We start from the raw sequence: 17,277 nt of genomic DNA, 5'->3' as shown, positions 1-17,277 counted from the left end.
CGAACGTCGTGGCTGCTCTTCGTTCCTGTCGACTGGAGGCTCTTCGGAGCTCCGCCGGACGCCGTCTCACACGCTCACGTGGTCGCTTGAAGACGAACGGGGTCTCCGAGTCGTACGACTTGGAGTTCAAGTCGAAGCTCTACGGCGGCAATGACTGTGCCAAGAAGGACCTCGCCGGGGATGAGGCGAGCCTGGCCAACACCGCCGGCGGGATCCTGCTGCTCGGCGTTGCCGAGGACGACCAGGCCCGCGCGGCCGGGCCGACGGGGTCGCGCTCAGCGACCGCGAAGTGCTGCGCATCCGCAGCATGGTGGCCGACCTGGTCCACCCGCTGCCTGCCTTCGACGTCCTGCAGATCGAGGACCCTGCCAAGCACAGTCACGGCTTCCTCCTGATCGCGGTGCCTCGCAGTCCCTCCGGCCCGCACGGGGTGCTGGTCAACGAGGGCCTGCGCTACCCCAGGCGCAACGGGGCCAGCATCGTCTCCTTGTCCGAAGCCGAGGTCGCGGCCGCCTGCCAAGACCGCTTCGCCCGCCGTCAGACCCGCCAGGACGACCTGGTCCGTTACGAACGCGAGCTCATCAACCGCCTCGATGCCAGTACCAGGCGTACGCCGTCGTCACGCTGGTGCCCGACCTGAGCGGCGACTTCACCCTGGACACCAAGACCCTCCACGCGTTCCGCGGGGAGACGCTCGGGAAGGACCCGCTCGTCATCCCGCGCGGAGCCTGTGTCCGTCACGCACCGGTGGGCCGCCGCCTGATCGCGCATGGCGGGCGGGAACCGGCGAAGGCCGGCTGGGTCGCGTGCGAACTGCATCAGAGCGGCGTCGGCGCCTTCGCCGCCAAGGTTGCCAACCACTCCGACCTCGCCCGGCCGGGCCAGGTGGACGAGAACACCACCGCCAGCCGGATCGAGGATGAACACCTGGTCCTCGGCAGCTGGTTCGGACTCCGCCTGCTGGCCCGGCGCGCCCGCGACCGCGCCGCCGGCGGCTCCGCCACGGTCCGCGCGACCATCGTGCCCGTCACCCCCGACCTCCCGGCCGAACTGCACCACCCTCGCGGTTTCGGCGGAACGCTCGGCACCCACCAGGTGACCGAGCCTCCCTGGGCGACGTCTCTCTTCGACGTCGACGACCTCGCCGAAGACGGGCCAGCCTTGATCGCGGCCACATCCGTCCTCGCGGTCGGCCTGATCCAGCACTTCGGCTACCCGGAGACGCTCCAGATGACCACGGACGGCCTTGTCCGCAGCCAGTGGTGGAGTTCGCAGCTCTACGGTCGCCACGTACAGGAGTGGGCCACGAAGGCCAAGGTGGACGCGACTCAGGACACCATCGGCTGAACTCCAGGAGACCCCGTCATCTCGATCTCTTCGGCCGGAGCGAGAGGTGACAGGCCTTCAGCGTGCGGCGGCTGCGTGCTGGTCGCGGGTCGGGGTGGACCGCGTTGGGACGGCTCGAAGACGGCAGTTGCTGGGTGGCCGCGTGTCCAGGAAGAAAGTGAGCAGGCCCGGCGAGGTCAGTCGGTCACAGGCTTGGCTGCGTGGCGTCGCGGTCGAGGGTGGTGAGCCACTGGGTGACGACGGCGTCGATGAACTCGTCGGTGACGTGGCGGCGGTCGAGGAAGAGCCGGGCGAGGACGGGCCCGTAGAGCAGGGTGTACTCGTCGTGGCTGATCTGGATCCCGGAGGGCTCCAGCAGCTTGTTCAGGGCCGCGTGGCGGTCGTGGCCGATGCGGACGAGGGCGCGGGCGCTGTCGGGATCATGGTCGGCCTGGGCGGTGACGGCCAGCACCGCGGTGCGGATGGCGGGGTCGCTGATGCCGTCGCGCAGGCTCTTGAGCCATGCGGTGGCCACGGTGCGCACGTCACTGCCCGGCTCGGGGTAGTTGCCCAGGTCGGGGCCTTCCAGGATCAGGTCGAACAGGAGCGCGGCCCGGTTGGGCCAGTGCCGGTAGAGCGTCTGACGGGTCACGTCAGCCCGCTCGGCCAGTAGGGCGTAGGTCAATCCGGTGGGCCCGAGCTCGGGCAGCAGTTCGCGGGCGACGGCCAGGATGCGGGCGCGTGTGCGCTGGACCCGCGGGTTGCTGAGGGTCGGCTGGCGGCGGTGAACGGGCTGCTGCTCCATGTCCTCACCCTACCATCAATCACACATAGCGTGTGATTGATGCCACATCTTGAATCATGCGCTGTGTGTGATACACAGGAAAGGTAATCACACGCACTGGATGATTCATGGCGTGTGCGGTTCCTTCTCCTCAGGGAGTGCCTGATGTCTACTGCGATCACCTTCTCCGAGTACGGCGGGCCGGAGGTCCTGACCCTGTCGGAGGTCGCCACCCCCGAACCCGGTCTGGGACAGGTCCGCATCCGCGTGCGGGCGGCCGCCGTCAACCCCATCGATGTACGGATACGCGCGGGCCTCATGCAGGGCGCCTTCCCGGTGAACTTCCCGCAGGTGCCGGGCTGGGAAGTGGCCGGTGTCGTCGAAGCGGTCGGCGGGAGCTCGGGCTTCGCGGTCGGCGACGAGGTCTTCGGGGTCGCCTCGGTCGGCGGCTACGGCGAGCACGCACTGCTGCAGTGGCCGTTCGCCAAGCCGCAGGAGCTGTCGTTCGAGACGGCGGCCGCGATGGTCACGGTCGGCGAGGCCGCCTACCGGGCGCTCAAGCACCTCGGCGTGCAGCAGGGGCAGACGCTGCTGATCCATGGTGCGGGCGGCAGTGTCGGCACTGTCGCGGTGCAGCTGGCCGTGGCCCGCGGTATCACCGTGGTCGGCACGGTGGCCGACCAGGACATCGAGCGCGTGGGTGGCCTGGGGGCGGTTGCTGCCCGGTACGGCGAGGGCTGGGTGGACCGGGTCAAGGCGGCCGCCCCTGGCGGTGTGGACTTCGTCTTCGACGCCTCCGGCGCGGGCGTGCTCGCCGGCTCCGTCGCCCTGGTCGGCGATGCGGGCAAGGTCATCACCATCGCGGACCCGTCCTTCGCTCAGCACGGCGTGCGGTTCACCGGCATGGACCCGAAGGATCGCTTCCCGAAGGCACTGCCGCAGCTGGCCGACCTGATCGCCGCCGGCAAGCTCGACGTTCCCGTCTGGCGGGCGTACCCCCTCGGCGAAGCCGCCCAGGCCCACACCGACATCGAGGCCCGCCGCAACCAGGGCAAGGTCGTCCTCCTTCCCTGACACCAAGCCGCCGTGAGCTCAGCGGGGGCCGCAGCCAGCACGAACCCACAGCTGACCGCGACTCCCGCAGCCGGCCATAAGAGACGAAAGCGAAAGCCGATGGCAGCCTGCACGTTCCCGCCGCTGAGGGCGGACACGGACCTCGCAGCCGCCTTCGAGGTCCTGGGCCATAAGTGGAACGGGGTCATCCTCCACACCCTGGCCGCGCGCCGGCGCGGTACGGCGAACTTCTCGCCGCCATCCGCCCCATCGGCGCCTAGTACTCCAGCTGAGGTTCGATATGTGTCATAGGAATGTTGCCCATCGTCGCTGGGTGGTGGCATCGCTGGGCGGTGTGCTGGTGGTGTAGTACTAGGCCCGCCTCGGAAAAGACCCCCATATCGATCACGGTAGGGGGTCTTTGGCACCCACGTTTGACACCAATCCTCTGGCTACCCGCTCTTGCCGTTGGCTAGAGGCGCGTCGCGGTGCGGACGAGGTCGGCGACGGCTTTGGATCTGCTGTGTGGTGGCCAGGCGATGACGGTCGTGACAGCCGGTGCGTCCGGCACCGGCACCGTCGCATGATCGTCGCGCAGGTGGGCTCGGAGGGACTCGGGTACGACCGCGCAGGCCCGTCCGAGCGCGATCAGCTGGAACAGCTGGGTGTGGTCGCGCACCTGCGGGCCAGGTCCGTCCGGATAGCCCCCGCCCCGTCGAGGCCAGCGTGGCAGGGGCAGGTCCGTCTGGGTGGTGACCTCGGCTATCGACATATGGGGTCGGTTGGCCAAGGGGTGCCCCGCGGGCAGGACCACGACCTGCTGTTCGGTGTGCAGGTCCTCGGTGTCGAGTCCGGCCGTCGTGTCGAAGGGCCGCTGGAGCAGAGCAACGTCGGCACGCCCGTCGCGCAGCAGCCTTTCCTGCTCGCCGGGCCCGCACAGCATCACCTCGACGGCGACCGCGCCGGGCTCGGCGGCGTAGGCGTCCAGCAGCTTCGACAACAGTTCGCTGGACGCTCCGGCTTTCGTGGCCAGCACCACACCGGGCGGTTCGGCAGCTGCGCGGCGGGTGCGGCGCTCGGCGGCTTCGACCGCGTCGAGTGCGGCCCGGGCCTCCCGCAGAAGCACCGACCCGGCCTCGGTCAAGGCGACTGCGCGAGCAGTGCGGTGCAGCAGAACCACTCCGAGCCGCCGCTCGAGCTGCTGGATCGCCCGCGACAGCGGTGGTTGCGCCATGGCGAGCCGCTGCGCCGCCCGCCCGAAGTGCAACTCCTCCGCGACGGCGACGAAGTATCTTAGCTCTCGCGTCTCCACCGCGTCATCGTATCCGGCGCTCACCACGACCGATATCCGTGCGGTATCACCGCCCACCCAGTCGGTCTTGGACGTCCCACCCGAGTCCGCACCACGCTTGATGACATGAGTGAACAGACGATCGCGCTGGTGACCGGTGCGAACAAAGGAATCGGATACGAGATCGCGGCGGGCCTGGGCTCCCTCGGCTGGCGAATCGGCGTGGGCGCGCGGGATCAACAGCGCCGCGACACCGCGGTGGAGAAGCTGCGCGCAGCCGGGACCGACGCGTTCGGCGTTCCGCTCGACGTGGCAGACGACGCAAGTGTGGCTGCCGCGGCCGAGCTGGTTGCCGACCGCGCCGGAGGGCTCGACGTCCTGGTCAACAACGCCGCGATCACCGGCGGTATGCCGCAGACGCCCACCACGGTCGATCCCGCGACCGTACGAGTCGTCGTGGAAACCAACGTGATCGGGGTCATCCGCGTCACCAACGCGATGCTGCCCATGCTGCGCGGCTCGGCATCGCCGCGGATCGTGAACATGTCCAGCAGCGTCGGCTCGCTCATCCTGCAGACCACGCCCGGCATCGACATGGGCCCGATTCCCGCTGCGTACTTGGCGTCCAAGACCTTCCTCAATGCCGTCACCGTCCAATACGCCAAGGAACTGAGCGACACCAACATCCTGATCAACTCCGGCTGTCCCGGCTTCACCGCCACCGACCTCAACGGCTTCCAGGGCGTCCGCACTCCCCACCAGGGCGCGGCGATCGCGATTCACCTCGCGACCCTGCCCGACGACGGACCGACCGGCGGATTCTTCGACGACGGTGGAACAGTGCCCTGGTGACAGGCTCACCGGCCCCTAGTCGTCCAGCTGATGTTCGTTGCTGGTGTGGTGGGAGGGGCTGGCGAGACGGGACGGCCACCCCTATTCATCGCGGTTTGTGACGTCGACGAAGAGTTCTGCGGTGGCCGTTGGCCACACTTTAGACCCTGGCGGGGCCGAGAAGTTGTTCAGGGAGTTGATGGGGCGGGTGGCCGGCCGGTTCGGCCGGGTCGAGCCGCGTCGGACCGCCGAGCGGATGGTGCGCGGGCTGCTTGCCGCGCTGCCGCGTAAGAACTGCTGGACGATCGCTGAGCAGGCCGGGGACGCCTCCCCGGCGGTGATGCAGTCGTTCTTGTCGCGCGGCGCGTGGGATCACGACGGGGTCCGGGACGACGTGCGGGACATGGTCGTCGAGCATCTGGGCGGCGGCGGGACGCTGGTGCTGGACGAGACCGGGGATGTGAAGAAGGGCGTGCACACCGCCGGTGTGCAGCGGCAATACTCCGGCACCGCCGGTCGGATCGAGAACACCCAGGTGACAGTGTGCGCGTCTGGGCCACGCCGGCCGGGGCGGCGTTCGTGGACCGCGAGCTGTACGTTCCGCGGTCCTGGGCGGACGACCCGGCCCGGTGCGCCGCGGCCGGCCTGCCGGGCGACCTGGAGTTCGCGACCAAGCCCGCGCTGGCGCTGCGCCTGGTCGAGCGGGCCCTGGCCGTAGGCCACCGACCGGGCTGGGTGACGGCCGACGAGGTCTATGGCAGCGACCCGATGCTGCGTGCCGGTCTGGAGCAGCACCGGATCGGCTACGTCCTGGCCACTGCACGCTCGATGCGGATCAGCATCGGCCCGGCCCGGATCCGCGTCGACGACCTGGCAGCCGGCTTGCCCGAGTACTGCTGGCAGACCCGCAGCGCCGGGGCCGGTGCCAAGGGACCGCGCTGGTATCAGTGGGCGTACCTGCACCTGGACGAGCTCAAACCGCCGGAGCACGGGCGGCGCTACCTGCTCATCCGGCGCAGCCCGACCACCGGCGAGACCGCGTTCTACCGCTGCTGGGCCCCAGCTCCGGTGTCGTTGAACACGCTGATCGGCATCGCCGGGATCCGGTGGAAGGTCGAGGAGACGTTCCAGACCGGCAAGGGCCTTGCCGGTCTAGATGAACACCAGGTCCGCCGCTACGTCTCCTGGGCTCGGTGGACCGTGCTGGTCATGCTCGCCCACGCCTTCCTCACCATCGCCGCCGCCGAGCAGCCCGAACCACCCGACAACGCGCAGATGATCCGGCTGACCCGCAACGAGATCGCGCACCTGCTCGCCGTCGCCGACCACAACCGGCCCCACCCACCCGGACACCGACAGCACTGGTCGCAGTGGCGACGACACCACCAGCACACCGCCCAACGATGCCACTACCAGCGACGACAAGCAGCGCCGCTATGACAAATCTCGAACGTCAGCTGGAGTACTAGGCCTGTACTTCGCAGGCCGTTGAATCGGATGATCTGGTCGTCGGAGCGGTGTCCAAAGCCGGTCCGGTCGAGTTGAGTTGGGTGTGTCGATGGCTTCCGGGTCCCCGCGGCCACGGTCTGAGCGGCAGCGCCTGGAGTGCGTGGTGACGTCCGTGGTGGAAACCCGTCTGGGCGCTCTGCCTGTCGCTGCCGAGTTTCTGCGCCGGCTGGACGTGGCCGGGATCGTCGACGGGCTGTGCCCTTCCGTGGCGAGCGCGCACCTGACGCAGGGGCAGATGATCGAGGCGCTGGTCGCGAACCGGCTGACCTCGCCGATGCCACTGTTCCGGGTCGGGGACTGGGCCCGGGTCTGGGCGGTGGAGGAGGTGTTCGGGATCGAACCGGCCCTGCTCAACGACGACCGGCTGGCGCGGGCCCTGGACTCGATCGCCCGGCATCTGGAGCAACTCGCCGGCACGGTCGGCGCGCGGGCGATCGCCGAGTTCGGCATCGACGTGAGCAGGTTCCACTGGGACATGACCAGCATGTCCGTGGACGGCGCCTATGTGGAGGAGGGCCAGGACGACCAGTTCCCGGTCATCAAGTACGGGCATCCCAAGGACCGCCGTACCGACCTGAAGCAGATCCAGGCCGGGATCGCGGCTGCCGGCGACGGCGGGATCCCCGTGCATGCCCGGGTCTTCGACGGAGGAGCCGCCGAGGTCAGCCAGGCGGTCGGCGCGATGAAGGACCTGCTCGGCATCGAAGTCACGCAAACCCGCTGGCCACAGACCTGAAACGGTGACCGGCACAGCACGGGCCTACCCTCTGCGTTGTGACAGCTTTGGAGCCAGTGATCCGCCCGGCGGTCCCGGCCGATCTGAACGCCGTGGCCGAGATCTTTACGCACTACGTTCGCCACACCGTGATCACCTTCGAGGAGACCCCGCCACCGAAGGCCGTCTGGCACCAGCGGCTTGACGACCTCACCGCCCAAGGTCTGCCCTTTCTGGTCGCCGAACTGTCCGGTGAAGTCGTTGGCTATCCTTACGCGGCCCCTTGGCGTCCCAAGCCCGCCTACCGGCACACCGTCGAAGACTCGATTTGCCAAGCGCCGCCGGCTGCGCGACGGGCAGACTCCTGCGGCTGGCAACACGGCGGCACACCAGGCGAGTTCCGCCAATACGCACTGATATGACGAAGCGTCAGATCCGGCTTTGGTGCAAGATCGTCTCAGAACTAGAGTGAAGCAGTGAAACACATGGATGATGTCAGGCTCAGGCCCCCGCGCAATCGTGTCGAAGCCCGGGCAGTGGGCTGGTGGACGCTTCAGTCTGCGATGTTCGCCCTGCCCCTGCCGATCGTCTTCGGCGTGCTGTATCTCTTCATCCCGCCCGCCAGGCTGTTCTTCGGCTGGGCCTTCGTGATCTCGCTCGTACCGGGCCTCGCCTACATGGCCGTCATGCCCGTCTGGCGCTACCGGGTGCACCGTTGGGAGACCACCGACGAAGCCGTCTACGCGGCGTCCGGCTGGCTCTGGCAGCAGTGGCGGGTCGTGCCGCTGTCTCGCATCCAGACCGTGGACACCCTGCGCGGGCCTCTCCAGCAGCTCTTCGGTCTCTCCGGCATCACCGTCACCACCGCCTCCTACTCCGGCGCCGTGAAGATCAAGGGAATCGACCACCGGACCGCGCGGGAAGTGGTCGAACACCTCACCAAGTCGACCCAGGCCACGCCGGGAGACGCGACATGAGCCACGACACCGAACAGCGGGAGGCCACCGGGACCTCCAACGGCGCCGCCGAAGGCCCCGAGTGGAGCAGGCTCAGCCCCAGACTGCTGTTGGTCAACCTGAGCATGCTCGCCGGACCGCTCGCCCTGTTCGCCGTCACGGTCGCCTTGACCGGCGCCAACCTCCAGGCCCTCATCTCGCTCGGCTCACTGGTGATCACCTTCCTGGTCATCACCGGGATCAGCACGATGCGGCTGCTGACCACCCGCTTCCGCGTCACCGGCGACCGCGTCGAACTGCGCTCCGGCCTGCTCTTCCGCAGCCGCCGCTCGGTCCCCGTCGACCGGATCCGCAGCGTCGACCTCGAAGCCAAGCCGATGCACCGCCTCTTCGGCCTCACCTCGCTGCGCATCGGCACCGGCGAACAGAGCTCGTCCTCCAGCCGCAAGCTCTCCCTCGACGGCATCACCAGGCATCAGGCGGGCGAACTGCGCAGGCTCCTCATCGACGGCCGTGGCAGCGGCCGCGCCACCGGCCAGGACGAAGACGTCACCATCGCCGAGATGGACTGGGCCTGGCTGCGGTACGCGCCGCTCACCGTCTGGGGCGTCGGCAGTGTCTTCGTCGGCGTCGGCACCGCCTACCGCATCCTGCACGAGATGAAGGTCGACCCGCTCGAACTGGGCATCGTCAAGGACATCGAGGACCGCTTCGGTTCCGTACCCCTGTGGTTCGGCGTCCTCGTCGCCGTCGTGATCACCGCCGTCGCGGGTGCCGCGATCTCCACCGCCACCTTTGTGGACGCCTGGACCAACTACCGCTTGGAGCGCGAGCAGGACGGTAGCTTCCGAATCCGCCGTGGACTGCTCATCTCCCGCTCCGTCACCATCGAGGAGCGTCGGATGCGCGGCGTCGAGGTCGCCGAGCCGATGCTGCTGCGCTGGGCGGGCGGCGCCAGCCTGAGCGCCATAGCCAGCGGTCTCAGCAACAGCGACGAGAACCGAAGCCGCTGTTCCCTCACCCCGCCTGTGCCCCGGGACGAGGCCCTGCGGGTCGCCGCCGACGTCCTCGCCGAGGAACAGTCCCCGACGGAGCTGACCGAGCTCGTCCCGCACTCCCGCGCCGCCCTGCGCCGTCGCATCAACCGCGGCCTGTTGGTCCTCGCGCCTGTCGTCGCGATCCCGCTGGGCCTGGGGCTGTGGCTCACCCCCGTCCTGGTGCACACCGCCTGGATCACGGCACTCGTCGGCCTGCCGGTCGTCATCGCCCTCGCCAACGACGCCTACCGTGCCCTCGGCCACGGAATCCGCGACCGCTACCTCGTCGTCCGTGCCGGTACCTTCGCCCGCCGCACCGTCGCCCTCCAGCGGGACGGCGTCATCGGCTGGAACATCACCCGCTCCTACTTCCAGCGACGCAACGGACTGCTCACCATCGGCGCCACCACCGCGGGTGTCGGCTGCTACAAGGTGCGGGACGTATCCGTCGGCGTCGGCCTCACCTACGCCGAAGAGGCCGTACCCAAGCTGCTCGCCCCGTTCATCGAACGCTCCCCGCGCGGCTGACCCTCAGGCCAACTGGTATCCCCCGAGAGGTGGAGGGGCGGCACCCCGCGTGCCGTCCCTCCACCTCGCACCAATCGCCCCGCAGACGGTAGGGGCCGTACCCGGAAACGACTTCCGGATACGGCCCCTACCGCTTGGCCTTCGCACGCTCACCCGCCAGCTCCTCCAGCCTCGGCACCAGCGACACGGGAGAGGGCATCGTCCCGATCTCCTCCCGCACCTCGCGCGCGACCGCCGTCATCTTCTCGTCCGACAGCAGCTGTCCGAGCACCTCCGCGCCATGCCGCTGTAGTTCGTCGCCCGACCCAAATCGGTGACCTGCGAAGTACGGGCCTAGATGCTCGCCAGCCGGCTACGCGAACTCGTCGACGCAGGGCTCGTCACCCACGCCCAGCTGCCCCCGGCCCCGCCATCTACACCCTCACCCGCGACGGCCGCGCCCTGCTGCCCGCCCTGGGACACATCCGCACCTGGCAGCAGTGCCGCACTCCGGTCGGCCCGGCCGCCACCCACCCTTGATCACTACGCATCCGAAAGACGGATCCGCCATGTCACCTCGCGCCCTGCCCGAACCGACGTTGGCCCGCACCCGCCTCGGCTCCGGCTAGGGCGCCTGCTCCTCTCCCACGGCGCCGGCAGCAGCCTGGCCAACACTCACGAACCCATCCTTGAAGGTCTGGCCGCCCGCCACACCGTCGTCGGCATCGACTACCCGGCAGCGGCGACACCCCCCGCTCCACCACCCCGCTGTCCATCGACGACCTGGCCGACCAACTCGCCGCCGACGCCGACGCAGAGGGCTTCGACACCTTCGCCCTGTCGGGCTTCTCTCTTGGCGGCCCGGTCACCATCCGCGCCGCCGCCCGCCACCCCGAGCGCGTCACCGCGCTTGTCCTGACCGCCACCTTCCCGCACCGAGACAATCGGCTCGCTCTCCCCTCCTCGGTCTGGAGAAAGATCGCCGCGCCCGGCAACCGCGAGATGCTCGCCGAATTCCTGCTCATGATGTCTCTGGGCACCCACGCCCTGGAGACCATGTCGCCCGAGCAACTGCAGGAAACCCTCGGCTTCGCCGCCGCCACCGCAGCCGACGGCACACCCGAGCACGCCGACCTCGTCGGCCGGGTCGACGTCCGCAATGACCTCGCCGGCACCAAGGCCCCCACCCTGGTCGTCTCGACCACCGACGACTGGTTCACCTCCACCGCCCTGCACCGCCAGCTCGCCGAGACCATCCCGGCGCCCAGTACACCGAAATCGCCACCGGCCACCTGCCCATGCTGGAACGCACCGAGGAGTGGCTGCAGCTCATGACCGACTCCCTGGAAAGCAGAACGACTGGTCGGACACGGGAACCGGCCCGCCGCACGCGCGGTGGGGGCACAGCGACGGACAACGGTGTGACCCCACCGCGGCTTCAATCCTGACAGGGGCCTGATGGGTTTTTGATGCGGTTTGGGCTCGAGGCTGAACCCTCTTTTGTCGGCCCTTTGGCTTTCGGCTATTCGACAGTGATGTCCTCATAGGTGATCGTCACTTGTTCCGTCGCGGTCCCGGAGTCGGCCGCGCCGAGCTGAGGACCTTCCCAGCGGGAAGCCCAGGCGTTGGTGAGATGGATGCGCCGGACAGTCTGCTTCTTCGCGTCCTTCAAGGCGATGGTGATGTTCTGCCGGGTGCTGTCGAGGTCGGCGTTGACCAGCGTGGCCTTGATCCAGTCGGTGAAGGCGGTGCTCTTGTCCATGCCCCGGACGATCGTGATCTCGCCGGTCTTGCGCGCGCCCGGCTGCTTGCGCACGATCAGCTCACCCGTCGCGGACACCTGACGGGTCTCGACGACGTCCTGCTCCAGTGTCAGCCCCGACACGTCCTGGACAGTCTCGACCTGGAACTTGCCCAGCTCGATGGCGAAGGTGCTGCTGCTGAAGGTGTCACCAGTAAGCATGGATGTCATTCCTTCCAGTGGGGGCGGTCCGTCATCTCCTTCCCTTGCCATGACGAGCCCCACGCAACGGTTCACCCAGACGAGCGGAGTCGGCTTTATGCAGGCCGTGAAGCAGGCTGGCCCGGTACACCGGCTCAGGCGTGGGCCCGCAGCGGTTGGCGGCGGACGCCGGGGTCTGGTGGGCGATATCGTCGGTATCAAGGTGGGGTGAGTCGCAGCCGTACTGGGAGCACCACCGGGTCGACGGCCTCGAGCCGGCCTTCGAGCGGAACTGACACGACCGGGGCAGGAGTGGATTGCGTGGCCCTGTCCGCAAAGCGTGCCCAGGTGTGGCACCGTGGTCGTGGTCGGGCCCGTCGCTTTCCCCCGTGGTGACGGGCCCGACGTGCAACTACTGGCGGGCGCGTCCGTCGCCGCCTGTCCCGGCTGCCCCGGCTTCGGAGTCCGCCCGAACATCAGAGGCTGGCACCTGCTCGGCATCCGTCTTACGGACGTCGTCACCATCAGCCGGTCGGGCACGCTCGTGACGATATTGAGCTTTGCCATGGAGGGGGTGATGTCGAGCTTCGGCAGGCCGGAGACGATCTGCTGGGTGAAGCGTTGCCCCGGCACGTCGATCAACTGTGCCAACGGACGGTTGGTAGCCGACCTTTTGCTGGTGAAGTCAGTGACTGCAGGCAAAAGCTCCTGGGTGATCAAGCGTTCTGCCTGAGTCTGAGCAGACAACAGGCTCCGTCTGGTACCTGTCACGATGTCAGCGCGCCCGGGCTCCGGGGGAGGAGACATCCCCGGGGCCCGGCGTATGGAGTCGCACCGTTCAACGACGGCGTCGCTTTGGCGTCACGGTGCCGCTCAGGGGAGTCCGAGGTCGATCAGCGGTTGTGGTCGTTGTTGTTGTGGCGGTTGCGGTAGGTGCTGATGGTGATGCCGGTGGTGGCGGCGAAGACGCCGGCGAGGGTGGCGTAGACGCTTGCGGACAGGAAGAACCTGTGCCGAGGGCGACCGGCCCGTCATCACCCCGCAACGCCCGGCCCGACTCATCCTCTCTCGCCCCTATAGCCTGCGGGACAAAGACACCAAGCTGCTTGCCGAGCTCACGGCAGCCTGTCTCGAAATGACCGCCCTCGCCCAACTGGTCCCGGGAGTTCGCCTCCGCCACCGCATCCTCCTCCAGTGACGACCACGGAGCGCAACCACCGATTACGTGACAGAGCCGTTCGTTTGACAGGCCCCAGCCCCGGCGTCGGGGTTCGCTGTCGGTGCCCTCGGCCCGGGGCGCGACGGGCAGCTCCCGCCGCAGTCGTCGGGTCGGGGCCGTCGGCCGTGTTGGGTGCGGCCGACGGCTGCTCGGGCGATGCCCGCGGGTCAGGGGTGGTGGGGCGGGCGTGGGCTCACGGAGCCTGGCTGAAGAGTGCGACGACGCTGCGGTTCTTGTCCATGGTGATCTGGTACTCGGTCGTGGTGTCGCTCTGTTTCACGCCGTCGACCTGCCAGCCCGCGAACACATAGCCGGATGCCGGGTGGGCGGTGAGGGTCACCTGTGTGCTGGGGTCGTAGGGGCCGAACTCGCTGACTGTGATGCTGCCGCCGCCTGCCGGGGAGACGGACATCGTGAGGGTGTGCCGGTTGGTCGCCTTCGAGGCGCGGTAGTCGGACACGAGCGGGGTGGCGAGCTGGGCGACGCCGGCGTTGTTGTTCTTCGCGTCGCCGAGGGCCTTGCCGTCGGCCGTCTTGCTGACGGTGTTGGAGTACTGGTTGATGACCTTGCATTTCGGCAGGCAGGGCGTGTTGTAGGCCATCAGTGTGTGGTACTTGTCGTCGGACGTGATCCAGCCGAAGTTGGTGTCGTTCGGGCCCGGCGCCGTCTCCCCGTTGTTCATCACGGTTTTCCGGTCGTGCCGCATACCGAGGTTGTGGCCGATCTCGTGGCCCAAGTTGTCCCAGTCCTTCACCGACAGGACGCTCGTGACGGAGTAGGCGCTCTCGCTGGTCCCCGAGGTCACGGGCAGTGGCAGATCGGCCGAGCCCGAGCTGTTCTGGATGGGGATGGAGGCGAGCAGGGCCACCAGGTCGGCGCCGTAGAGGTCCCGGTTCGCGTGGGCCGTGGCGCCGAGCGTCAGATCGGCCCTCTTGTTGAGCTTGTTGAGCATGGTGCTGGAGTCCTCGTTGGCAACACCGGACGGCGACGTCTGGTACGAGTGGACGACGTGCACGCTGGCCGGCACATGGCTGGTGGCGAGAGCCTTGTTGAGCTGGCTCGCCCCGTAGCGGATCCGGGCCTCGACCTCCGGCACCCCGCCCAGCTCGGTGACGGCCGCGGGGGTGTAGGGGACGAGGATGTCGATGGCGACCGGGTTGTTGTCGTCGGCCTTGGGCGCCTTCTCCACGTGCCCGGGACGGCGGGCTCGCGAGTCCAGGGTCACGGTGTCGCCTCCCTGCCCGCTGGGGGGCAGCTTCAGCGTGTCGATCTCCTGCAGACAGTACTCGCCCGGACGCTTGGGCAGGGGGGTGAACAGGTAGTCCTTGGTGCCGACCTCGATGACGCCGTCGAGGGTGGCGGGGCCGCCCGTGCAGGCTCCGATGATGGACAAGGACACCGTGTCCTCAGGCTTCTTCGGGTCGTGCCCTTCCCAGTAGACGGTTCCGTCCGCGTCCTTGTGGTAATAGTCCCGCATCGCGGTGATGCCTCGGGTGCCGGGAAAGAGCCGGAACGTGCGGTGCTCCGGCACGCCTTCCTGCTGCGTACGGCACAGGGACGCGAACTCCTTGGCGTCAGCGCGCAGTACGGCGGAGCGCACCACCCAGGGTTCGTCATGGTCAGACCCGCCGCCTGCGGACGGTGCGGCCATGGCCAAGGGAAGGGAAGCGAGAAGAGCAGTCGCCGCAGTACAGGCGACGAGCAGGTAACGACGCATCGGGGACGTCAGCCTTTCTGGTGGGGGTTCTGCCCCATGATCAGCGCCTGTTTGCGTCCTGTCGTCCAGCGCGGGGCCGCAGGAGCGATGTCGCCCCGAGGTTCATCCAGTCAGCCGTCTGCGGACCGGACCGGGGTCGTGCGCCGCCAAGGGCCGCTACCCGGAGGCCCCACCGCCTCGGTCGCCCTTCTCGGCAGGCGCTGGGGACGTGGGAGCCCTCCAGCGATTGGTGGGAATCGATTCCCCATCGGACCTTCAACGCCCGGCGCACAAGGCCTGGTTGCCGTGCTGGGCTGTCGAGACGTTACGAATGGGGCACTTTATAAGATCAGTTCAAGCCCGCCCATCGGTACCTCGCGTGCACGTACAGGAGCTGCAGGGCCTGCCCTCGCCCACGTCTGTCCGGCTGATGGCAGACGGCGGCCGTTCGCCCCGGCCCACTATGAAGTGGGAGATCCGGGAGAAGAACAGGTGTCAGTTGTTGCTGAAGGACACTTGGGGCCGTGGACCGTTGCGGAGGTCCTGGCCTGCCTGAAGATGCTGGAAATCGGATCGAGCTGGTGGAGGGCTCCCTGGCGATGAGTCCCCGTCCCGGCATCGCCCACCGGCGCGCCTCGCGGCGCCTTGCCGCTCTCCTCCAGGCCGCGGCTGATGCCTCCGGATAGGCCCTGGAAGTCCTGGGAGCGGTGAACATGGTCATCCCGGACGGGATGCTGATCCCGGGCATCGTGGTCGCCGACGCGGACGCCACCGGCGCACCAAGGCTCAGCATCGATGCCCAAGACGTCGTCCTGGTCGTGGAGATCGCCTCACCCTTCACGCGCGTCACGGACCGCAGGATGAAACCCGCGCCGTACGCGGCGGCCGGCATCCCGCACCACCGGCGCCTCGAGCTCGAACCGACCGCACGCCCGTACCGCGGCATGCGGCACGGCAGCATCGGCTACATGGACCGCACCCCGGCCCCAGGCCAGCCGTCGACATCACAGAGCCGTTCTCCATCGCCGTCGATCCGGTCCGGCTTCTGAGGTAGGCCACCTCCGGACGCCGCCGCCCCGGCACTGACGGGGCGGCTCAGCGCTCGGTCTGGCTGGGGCCCTTCTTTTGGATCACCTCGCTGCCCGGACGAGGATGGCCGCGAGGTGGAGTCCAGCCAGCCAGGTAGGTGGTGGCGGTCTTGTCGTACCGAGAGGCTGGGTCGCGCTACTGCTTGAGTCTGTTGATGCAGCGGTCGACGGTGTTTCGCTGCTTGTAGGTGTCGCGGTCGAAGGCCGGTGGTCGGCCACCTGACCAGCCTGCGGCGCTTACGTCTGGCGGTCTGGTCATCCCGCAGCCGGCTGATCTTTCCCCCGCTGCGCCGCCGTGTCCGGCCTCCGTCTTCTCCAACCGGGCGGGCGTCGTGTCTCGGTCGGTGTGCTGAGCCCAGCTCCCGCACGCAGTGGCGGACTTGGGCATGCCGCGGGCGTCGGCCCGCGTCGTTACTCGGCGGGCAGGGTGAGCGCCAGCTTGCCCGTGACGCGGCCGTCGAGGAGGTGCCGGACGGCTGTGGCGGTCTCGGCGAGCGGGTAGACGCGGTCCACGACAGGGGTGAGCGCACCCGCGTCGATGAGCGCGGTCAGGTCGCGCAGCCCGTCGGCATGCTCGGAAGAAATGAAGGTGCCCAAGTGCTGCCCGGTGAACGGAGACAGCATCTGTGCACGGAGCTGCCGGTCGGTGCCACCGAGCCAGGCGCCGTTCGTCTCGCCGCCGGTGATGACCAGCCTGCCGCGGGGTGTGAGGGCGCGGCGCAGATCCCGCAGACCGCGGTTGCCCGCTATGTCGATGATGGCGTCGTAGCGTCTCGGGCCGGCGAGGAAGTCCTCGCGGGTGTAGTCGATCACGTGGTCGGCACCCAGTGCCCGTACGGCGTCGAGCTTGGGAGTGCTTGCGACGGCCGTGACCCGGGCACCGAAGGCGTGAGCGAGCTGGACGGCGAAGGTGCCCACGCCGCCGGCGGCTCCCGTGATCAGGACCTGCTGGCCCTCTTGGACCCTGCCCCTGTCGCGAACCGCCTGGAGTGAAGTGAGCGCGCTGACGGGTACCGTCGCCGCCTCCTCGAAGGTGAGTCCGGCCGGCTTGGGAGCGATCCTGTCGGGGCGGGCGGCGGCGTAGTCGGCGAAGGCGGCGACTGCCGTGCCGTACACCTCGTCGCCGGGTGCGAACCTGGTCACGTCGGAGCCGACCGCCTCGACGACACCGGCGATGCTGCGGCCGGGATTGGGGAGCTTTGGTCTGCGCAGGCCGCTCACGGCCCGCACCGCGTACGGCAGGCCGGCCATCATGTGCCAGGTGCCCCGGTCCACGCTGGAGGCGCGCACCCGCACCAGTACCTCGTCCGGCCCGATGCCGGG

At 68.8% G+C, this 17,277-nt stretch carries 16 protein-coding genes and 3 pseudogenes; 12 read left to right on the top strand and 7 right to left on the bottom strand.

What is annotated here, in order from left to right; translation table 11 throughout:
- Nucleotides 1-289: 289 nt before the first annotated feature.
- Together AB0H32_RS30225 and AB0H32_RS30220 are read left to right on the top strand one after the other, a co-directional pair.
- Entirely contained in the window at nucleotides 290-640 is a 351-nt protein-coding gene (locus AB0H32_RS30225; protein WP_361126826.1) for a hypothetical protein, read from the top strand.
- The gene (locus AB0H32_RS30220; RefSeq protein ID WP_361126823.1) at nucleotides 628-1,347 is read left to right on the top strand and encodes a hypothetical protein; all 720 of its coding nucleotides are present in this window, start codon (nucleotides 628-630) and stop codon (nucleotides 1,345-1,347) included. Before AB0H32_RS30225 ends, AB0H32_RS30220 begins: the two co-directional genes overlap by 13 nt.
- 184 nt (nucleotides 1,348-1,531) lie before the next feature.
- On the opposite strand, the gene AB0H32_RS30215 is transcribed toward AB0H32_RS30220, so the two are convergent.
- Entirely contained in the window at nucleotides 1,532-2,131 is a 600-nt protein-coding gene (locus AB0H32_RS30215; protein WP_361126820.1) for a TetR/AcrR family transcriptional regulator, read from the bottom strand.
- 144 nt (nucleotides 2,132-2,275) lie between these two features.
- Here AB0H32_RS30215 and AB0H32_RS30210 point away from each other — a divergent pair, with 144 nt between their 5' ends.
- The gene (locus AB0H32_RS30210) at nucleotides 2,276-3,184 is read left to right on the top strand and encodes an NADP-dependent oxidoreductase (protein WP_361126817.1); all 909 of its coding nucleotides are present in this window, start codon (nucleotides 2,276-2,278) and stop codon (nucleotides 3,182-3,184) included.
- Nucleotides 3,185-3,635: 451 nt separating this feature from the next.
- Here AB0H32_RS30210 and AB0H32_RS30205 read toward each other — a convergent pair whose 3' ends face one another.
- On the bottom strand, nucleotides 3,636-4,475 hold the full coding sequence (locus tag AB0H32_RS30205) for a LysR family transcriptional regulator (protein ID WP_361126815.1): 840 nt from the start codon (nucleotides 4,473-4,475) through the stop codon (nucleotides 3,636-3,638).
- Between the two features lie 105 nt (nucleotides 4,476-4,580).
- Here AB0H32_RS30205 and AB0H32_RS30200 point away from each other — a divergent pair, with 105 nt between their 5' ends.
- The 6 genes and pseudogenes from AB0H32_RS30200 (at nucleotide 4,581) to AB0H32_RS30175 (ending at nucleotide 10,030) form a co-directional block, all read left to right on the top strand.
- The gene (locus tag AB0H32_RS30200; protein ID WP_361126812.1) at nucleotides 4,581-5,306 is read left to right on the top strand and encodes an SDR family NAD(P)-dependent oxidoreductase; all 726 of its coding nucleotides are present in this window, start codon (nucleotides 4,581-4,583) and stop codon (nucleotides 5,304-5,306) included.
- A 178-nt stretch (nucleotides 5,307-5,484) separates the two neighbouring features.
- Nucleotides 5,485-6,725 (top strand): annotated as a pseudogene (locus AB0H32_RS30195) (IS701 family transposase).
- 181 nt (nucleotides 6,726-6,906) lie between these two features.
- Entirely contained in the window at nucleotides 6,907-7,530 is a 624-nt protein-coding gene (locus tag AB0H32_RS30190) for a DUF4277 domain-containing protein (protein ID WP_361126809.1), read from the top strand.
- 38 nt (nucleotides 7,531-7,568) lie between these two features.
- A pseudogene (locus AB0H32_RS30185) lies at nucleotides 7,569-7,850 on the top strand (N-acetyltransferase family protein); the annotation flags it as partial.
- A 144-nt stretch (nucleotides 7,851-7,994) separates the two neighbouring features.
- A complete protein-coding gene (locus AB0H32_RS30180) occupies nucleotides 7,995-8,486 on the top strand; it encodes a PH domain-containing protein (RefSeq protein WP_067308490.1) in 492 nt (163 codons plus the stop codon).
- Nucleotides 8,483-10,030, top strand: coding sequence for a PH domain-containing protein (locus AB0H32_RS30175; protein WP_361126805.1), 1,548 nt, complete (start codon nucleotides 8,483-8,485; stop codon nucleotides 10,028-10,030). Before AB0H32_RS30180 ends, AB0H32_RS30175 begins: the two co-directional genes overlap by 4 nt.
- 127 nt (nucleotides 10,031-10,157) lie before the next feature.
- Here AB0H32_RS30175 and AB0H32_RS30170 read toward each other — a convergent pair whose 3' ends face one another.
- Nucleotides 10,158-10,301 carry a hypothetical protein gene (locus AB0H32_RS30170; protein ID WP_361126802.1) on the bottom strand — a complete coding sequence of 48 codons (144 nt, stop codon included), beginning with the start codon at nucleotides 10,299-10,301 and terminating at the stop codon, nucleotides 10,158-10,160.
- A gap of 476 nt (nucleotides 10,302-10,777) precedes the next feature.
- Here AB0H32_RS30170 and AB0H32_RS30165 point away from each other — a divergent pair, with 476 nt between their 5' ends.
- The gene (locus AB0H32_RS30165) at nucleotides 10,778-11,344 is read left to right on the top strand and encodes an alpha/beta hydrolase (protein WP_361126861.1); all 567 of its coding nucleotides are present in this window, start codon (nucleotides 10,778-10,780) and stop codon (nucleotides 11,342-11,344) included.
- 187 nt (nucleotides 11,345-11,531) lie between these two features.
- Here the strand turns inward: AB0H32_RS30165 and AB0H32_RS30160 are convergent, their stop codons facing one another.
- Complete coding sequence (locus tag AB0H32_RS30160) at nucleotides 11,532-11,972, bottom strand: phage tail protein (RefSeq protein WP_361126799.1); 441 nt, start codon at nucleotides 11,970-11,972, stop codon at nucleotides 11,532-11,534.
- A 337-nt stretch (nucleotides 11,973-12,309) separates the two neighbouring features.
- Between AB0H32_RS30160 and AB0H32_RS30155 the strand changes: the two genes are divergently transcribed.
- Nucleotides 12,310-12,684 carry a hypothetical protein gene (locus tag AB0H32_RS30155; RefSeq protein ID WP_361126796.1) on the top strand — a complete coding sequence of 125 codons (375 nt, stop codon included), beginning with the start codon at nucleotides 12,310-12,312 and terminating at the stop codon, nucleotides 12,682-12,684.
- Nucleotides 12,685-13,363: 679 nt separating this feature from the next.
- Here the strand turns inward: AB0H32_RS30155 and AB0H32_RS30150 are convergent.
- A complete protein-coding gene (locus AB0H32_RS30150; RefSeq protein WP_361126793.1) occupies nucleotides 13,364-14,821 on the bottom strand; it encodes a reprolysin-like metallopeptidase in 1,458 nt (485 codons plus the stop codon).
- 758 nt (nucleotides 14,822-15,579) lie between these two features.
- Here AB0H32_RS30150 and AB0H32_RS30145 point away from each other — a divergent pair.
- Entirely contained in the window at nucleotides 15,580-15,915 is a 336-nt protein-coding gene (locus AB0H32_RS30145; RefSeq protein ID WP_361126790.1) for a hypothetical protein, read from the top strand.
- An 81-nt stretch (nucleotides 15,916-15,996) separates the two neighbouring features.
- Here AB0H32_RS30145 and AB0H32_RS30140 read toward each other — a convergent pair.
- Nucleotides 15,997-16,211: pseudogene (locus tag AB0H32_RS30140) on the bottom strand (IS5/IS1182 family transposase); the annotation flags it as partial.
- Between the two features lie 154 nt (nucleotides 16,212-16,365).
- A partial coding sequence (locus AB0H32_RS30135; protein ID WP_361126788.1) for an NAD(P)-dependent alcohol dehydrogenase occupies nucleotides 16,366-17,277 on the bottom strand: 912 nt, incomplete at its 5' end.

Origin of the sequence: Streptomyces sp. NPDC020362, from assembly GCF_040642095.1 — a bacterium.
In the GTDB taxonomy this organism is placed as follows: domain Bacteria; phylum Actinomycetota; class Actinomycetes; order Streptomycetales; family Streptomycetaceae; genus Streptomyces.
This window is presented reverse-complemented; position numbering and strand designations above follow the sequence as displayed.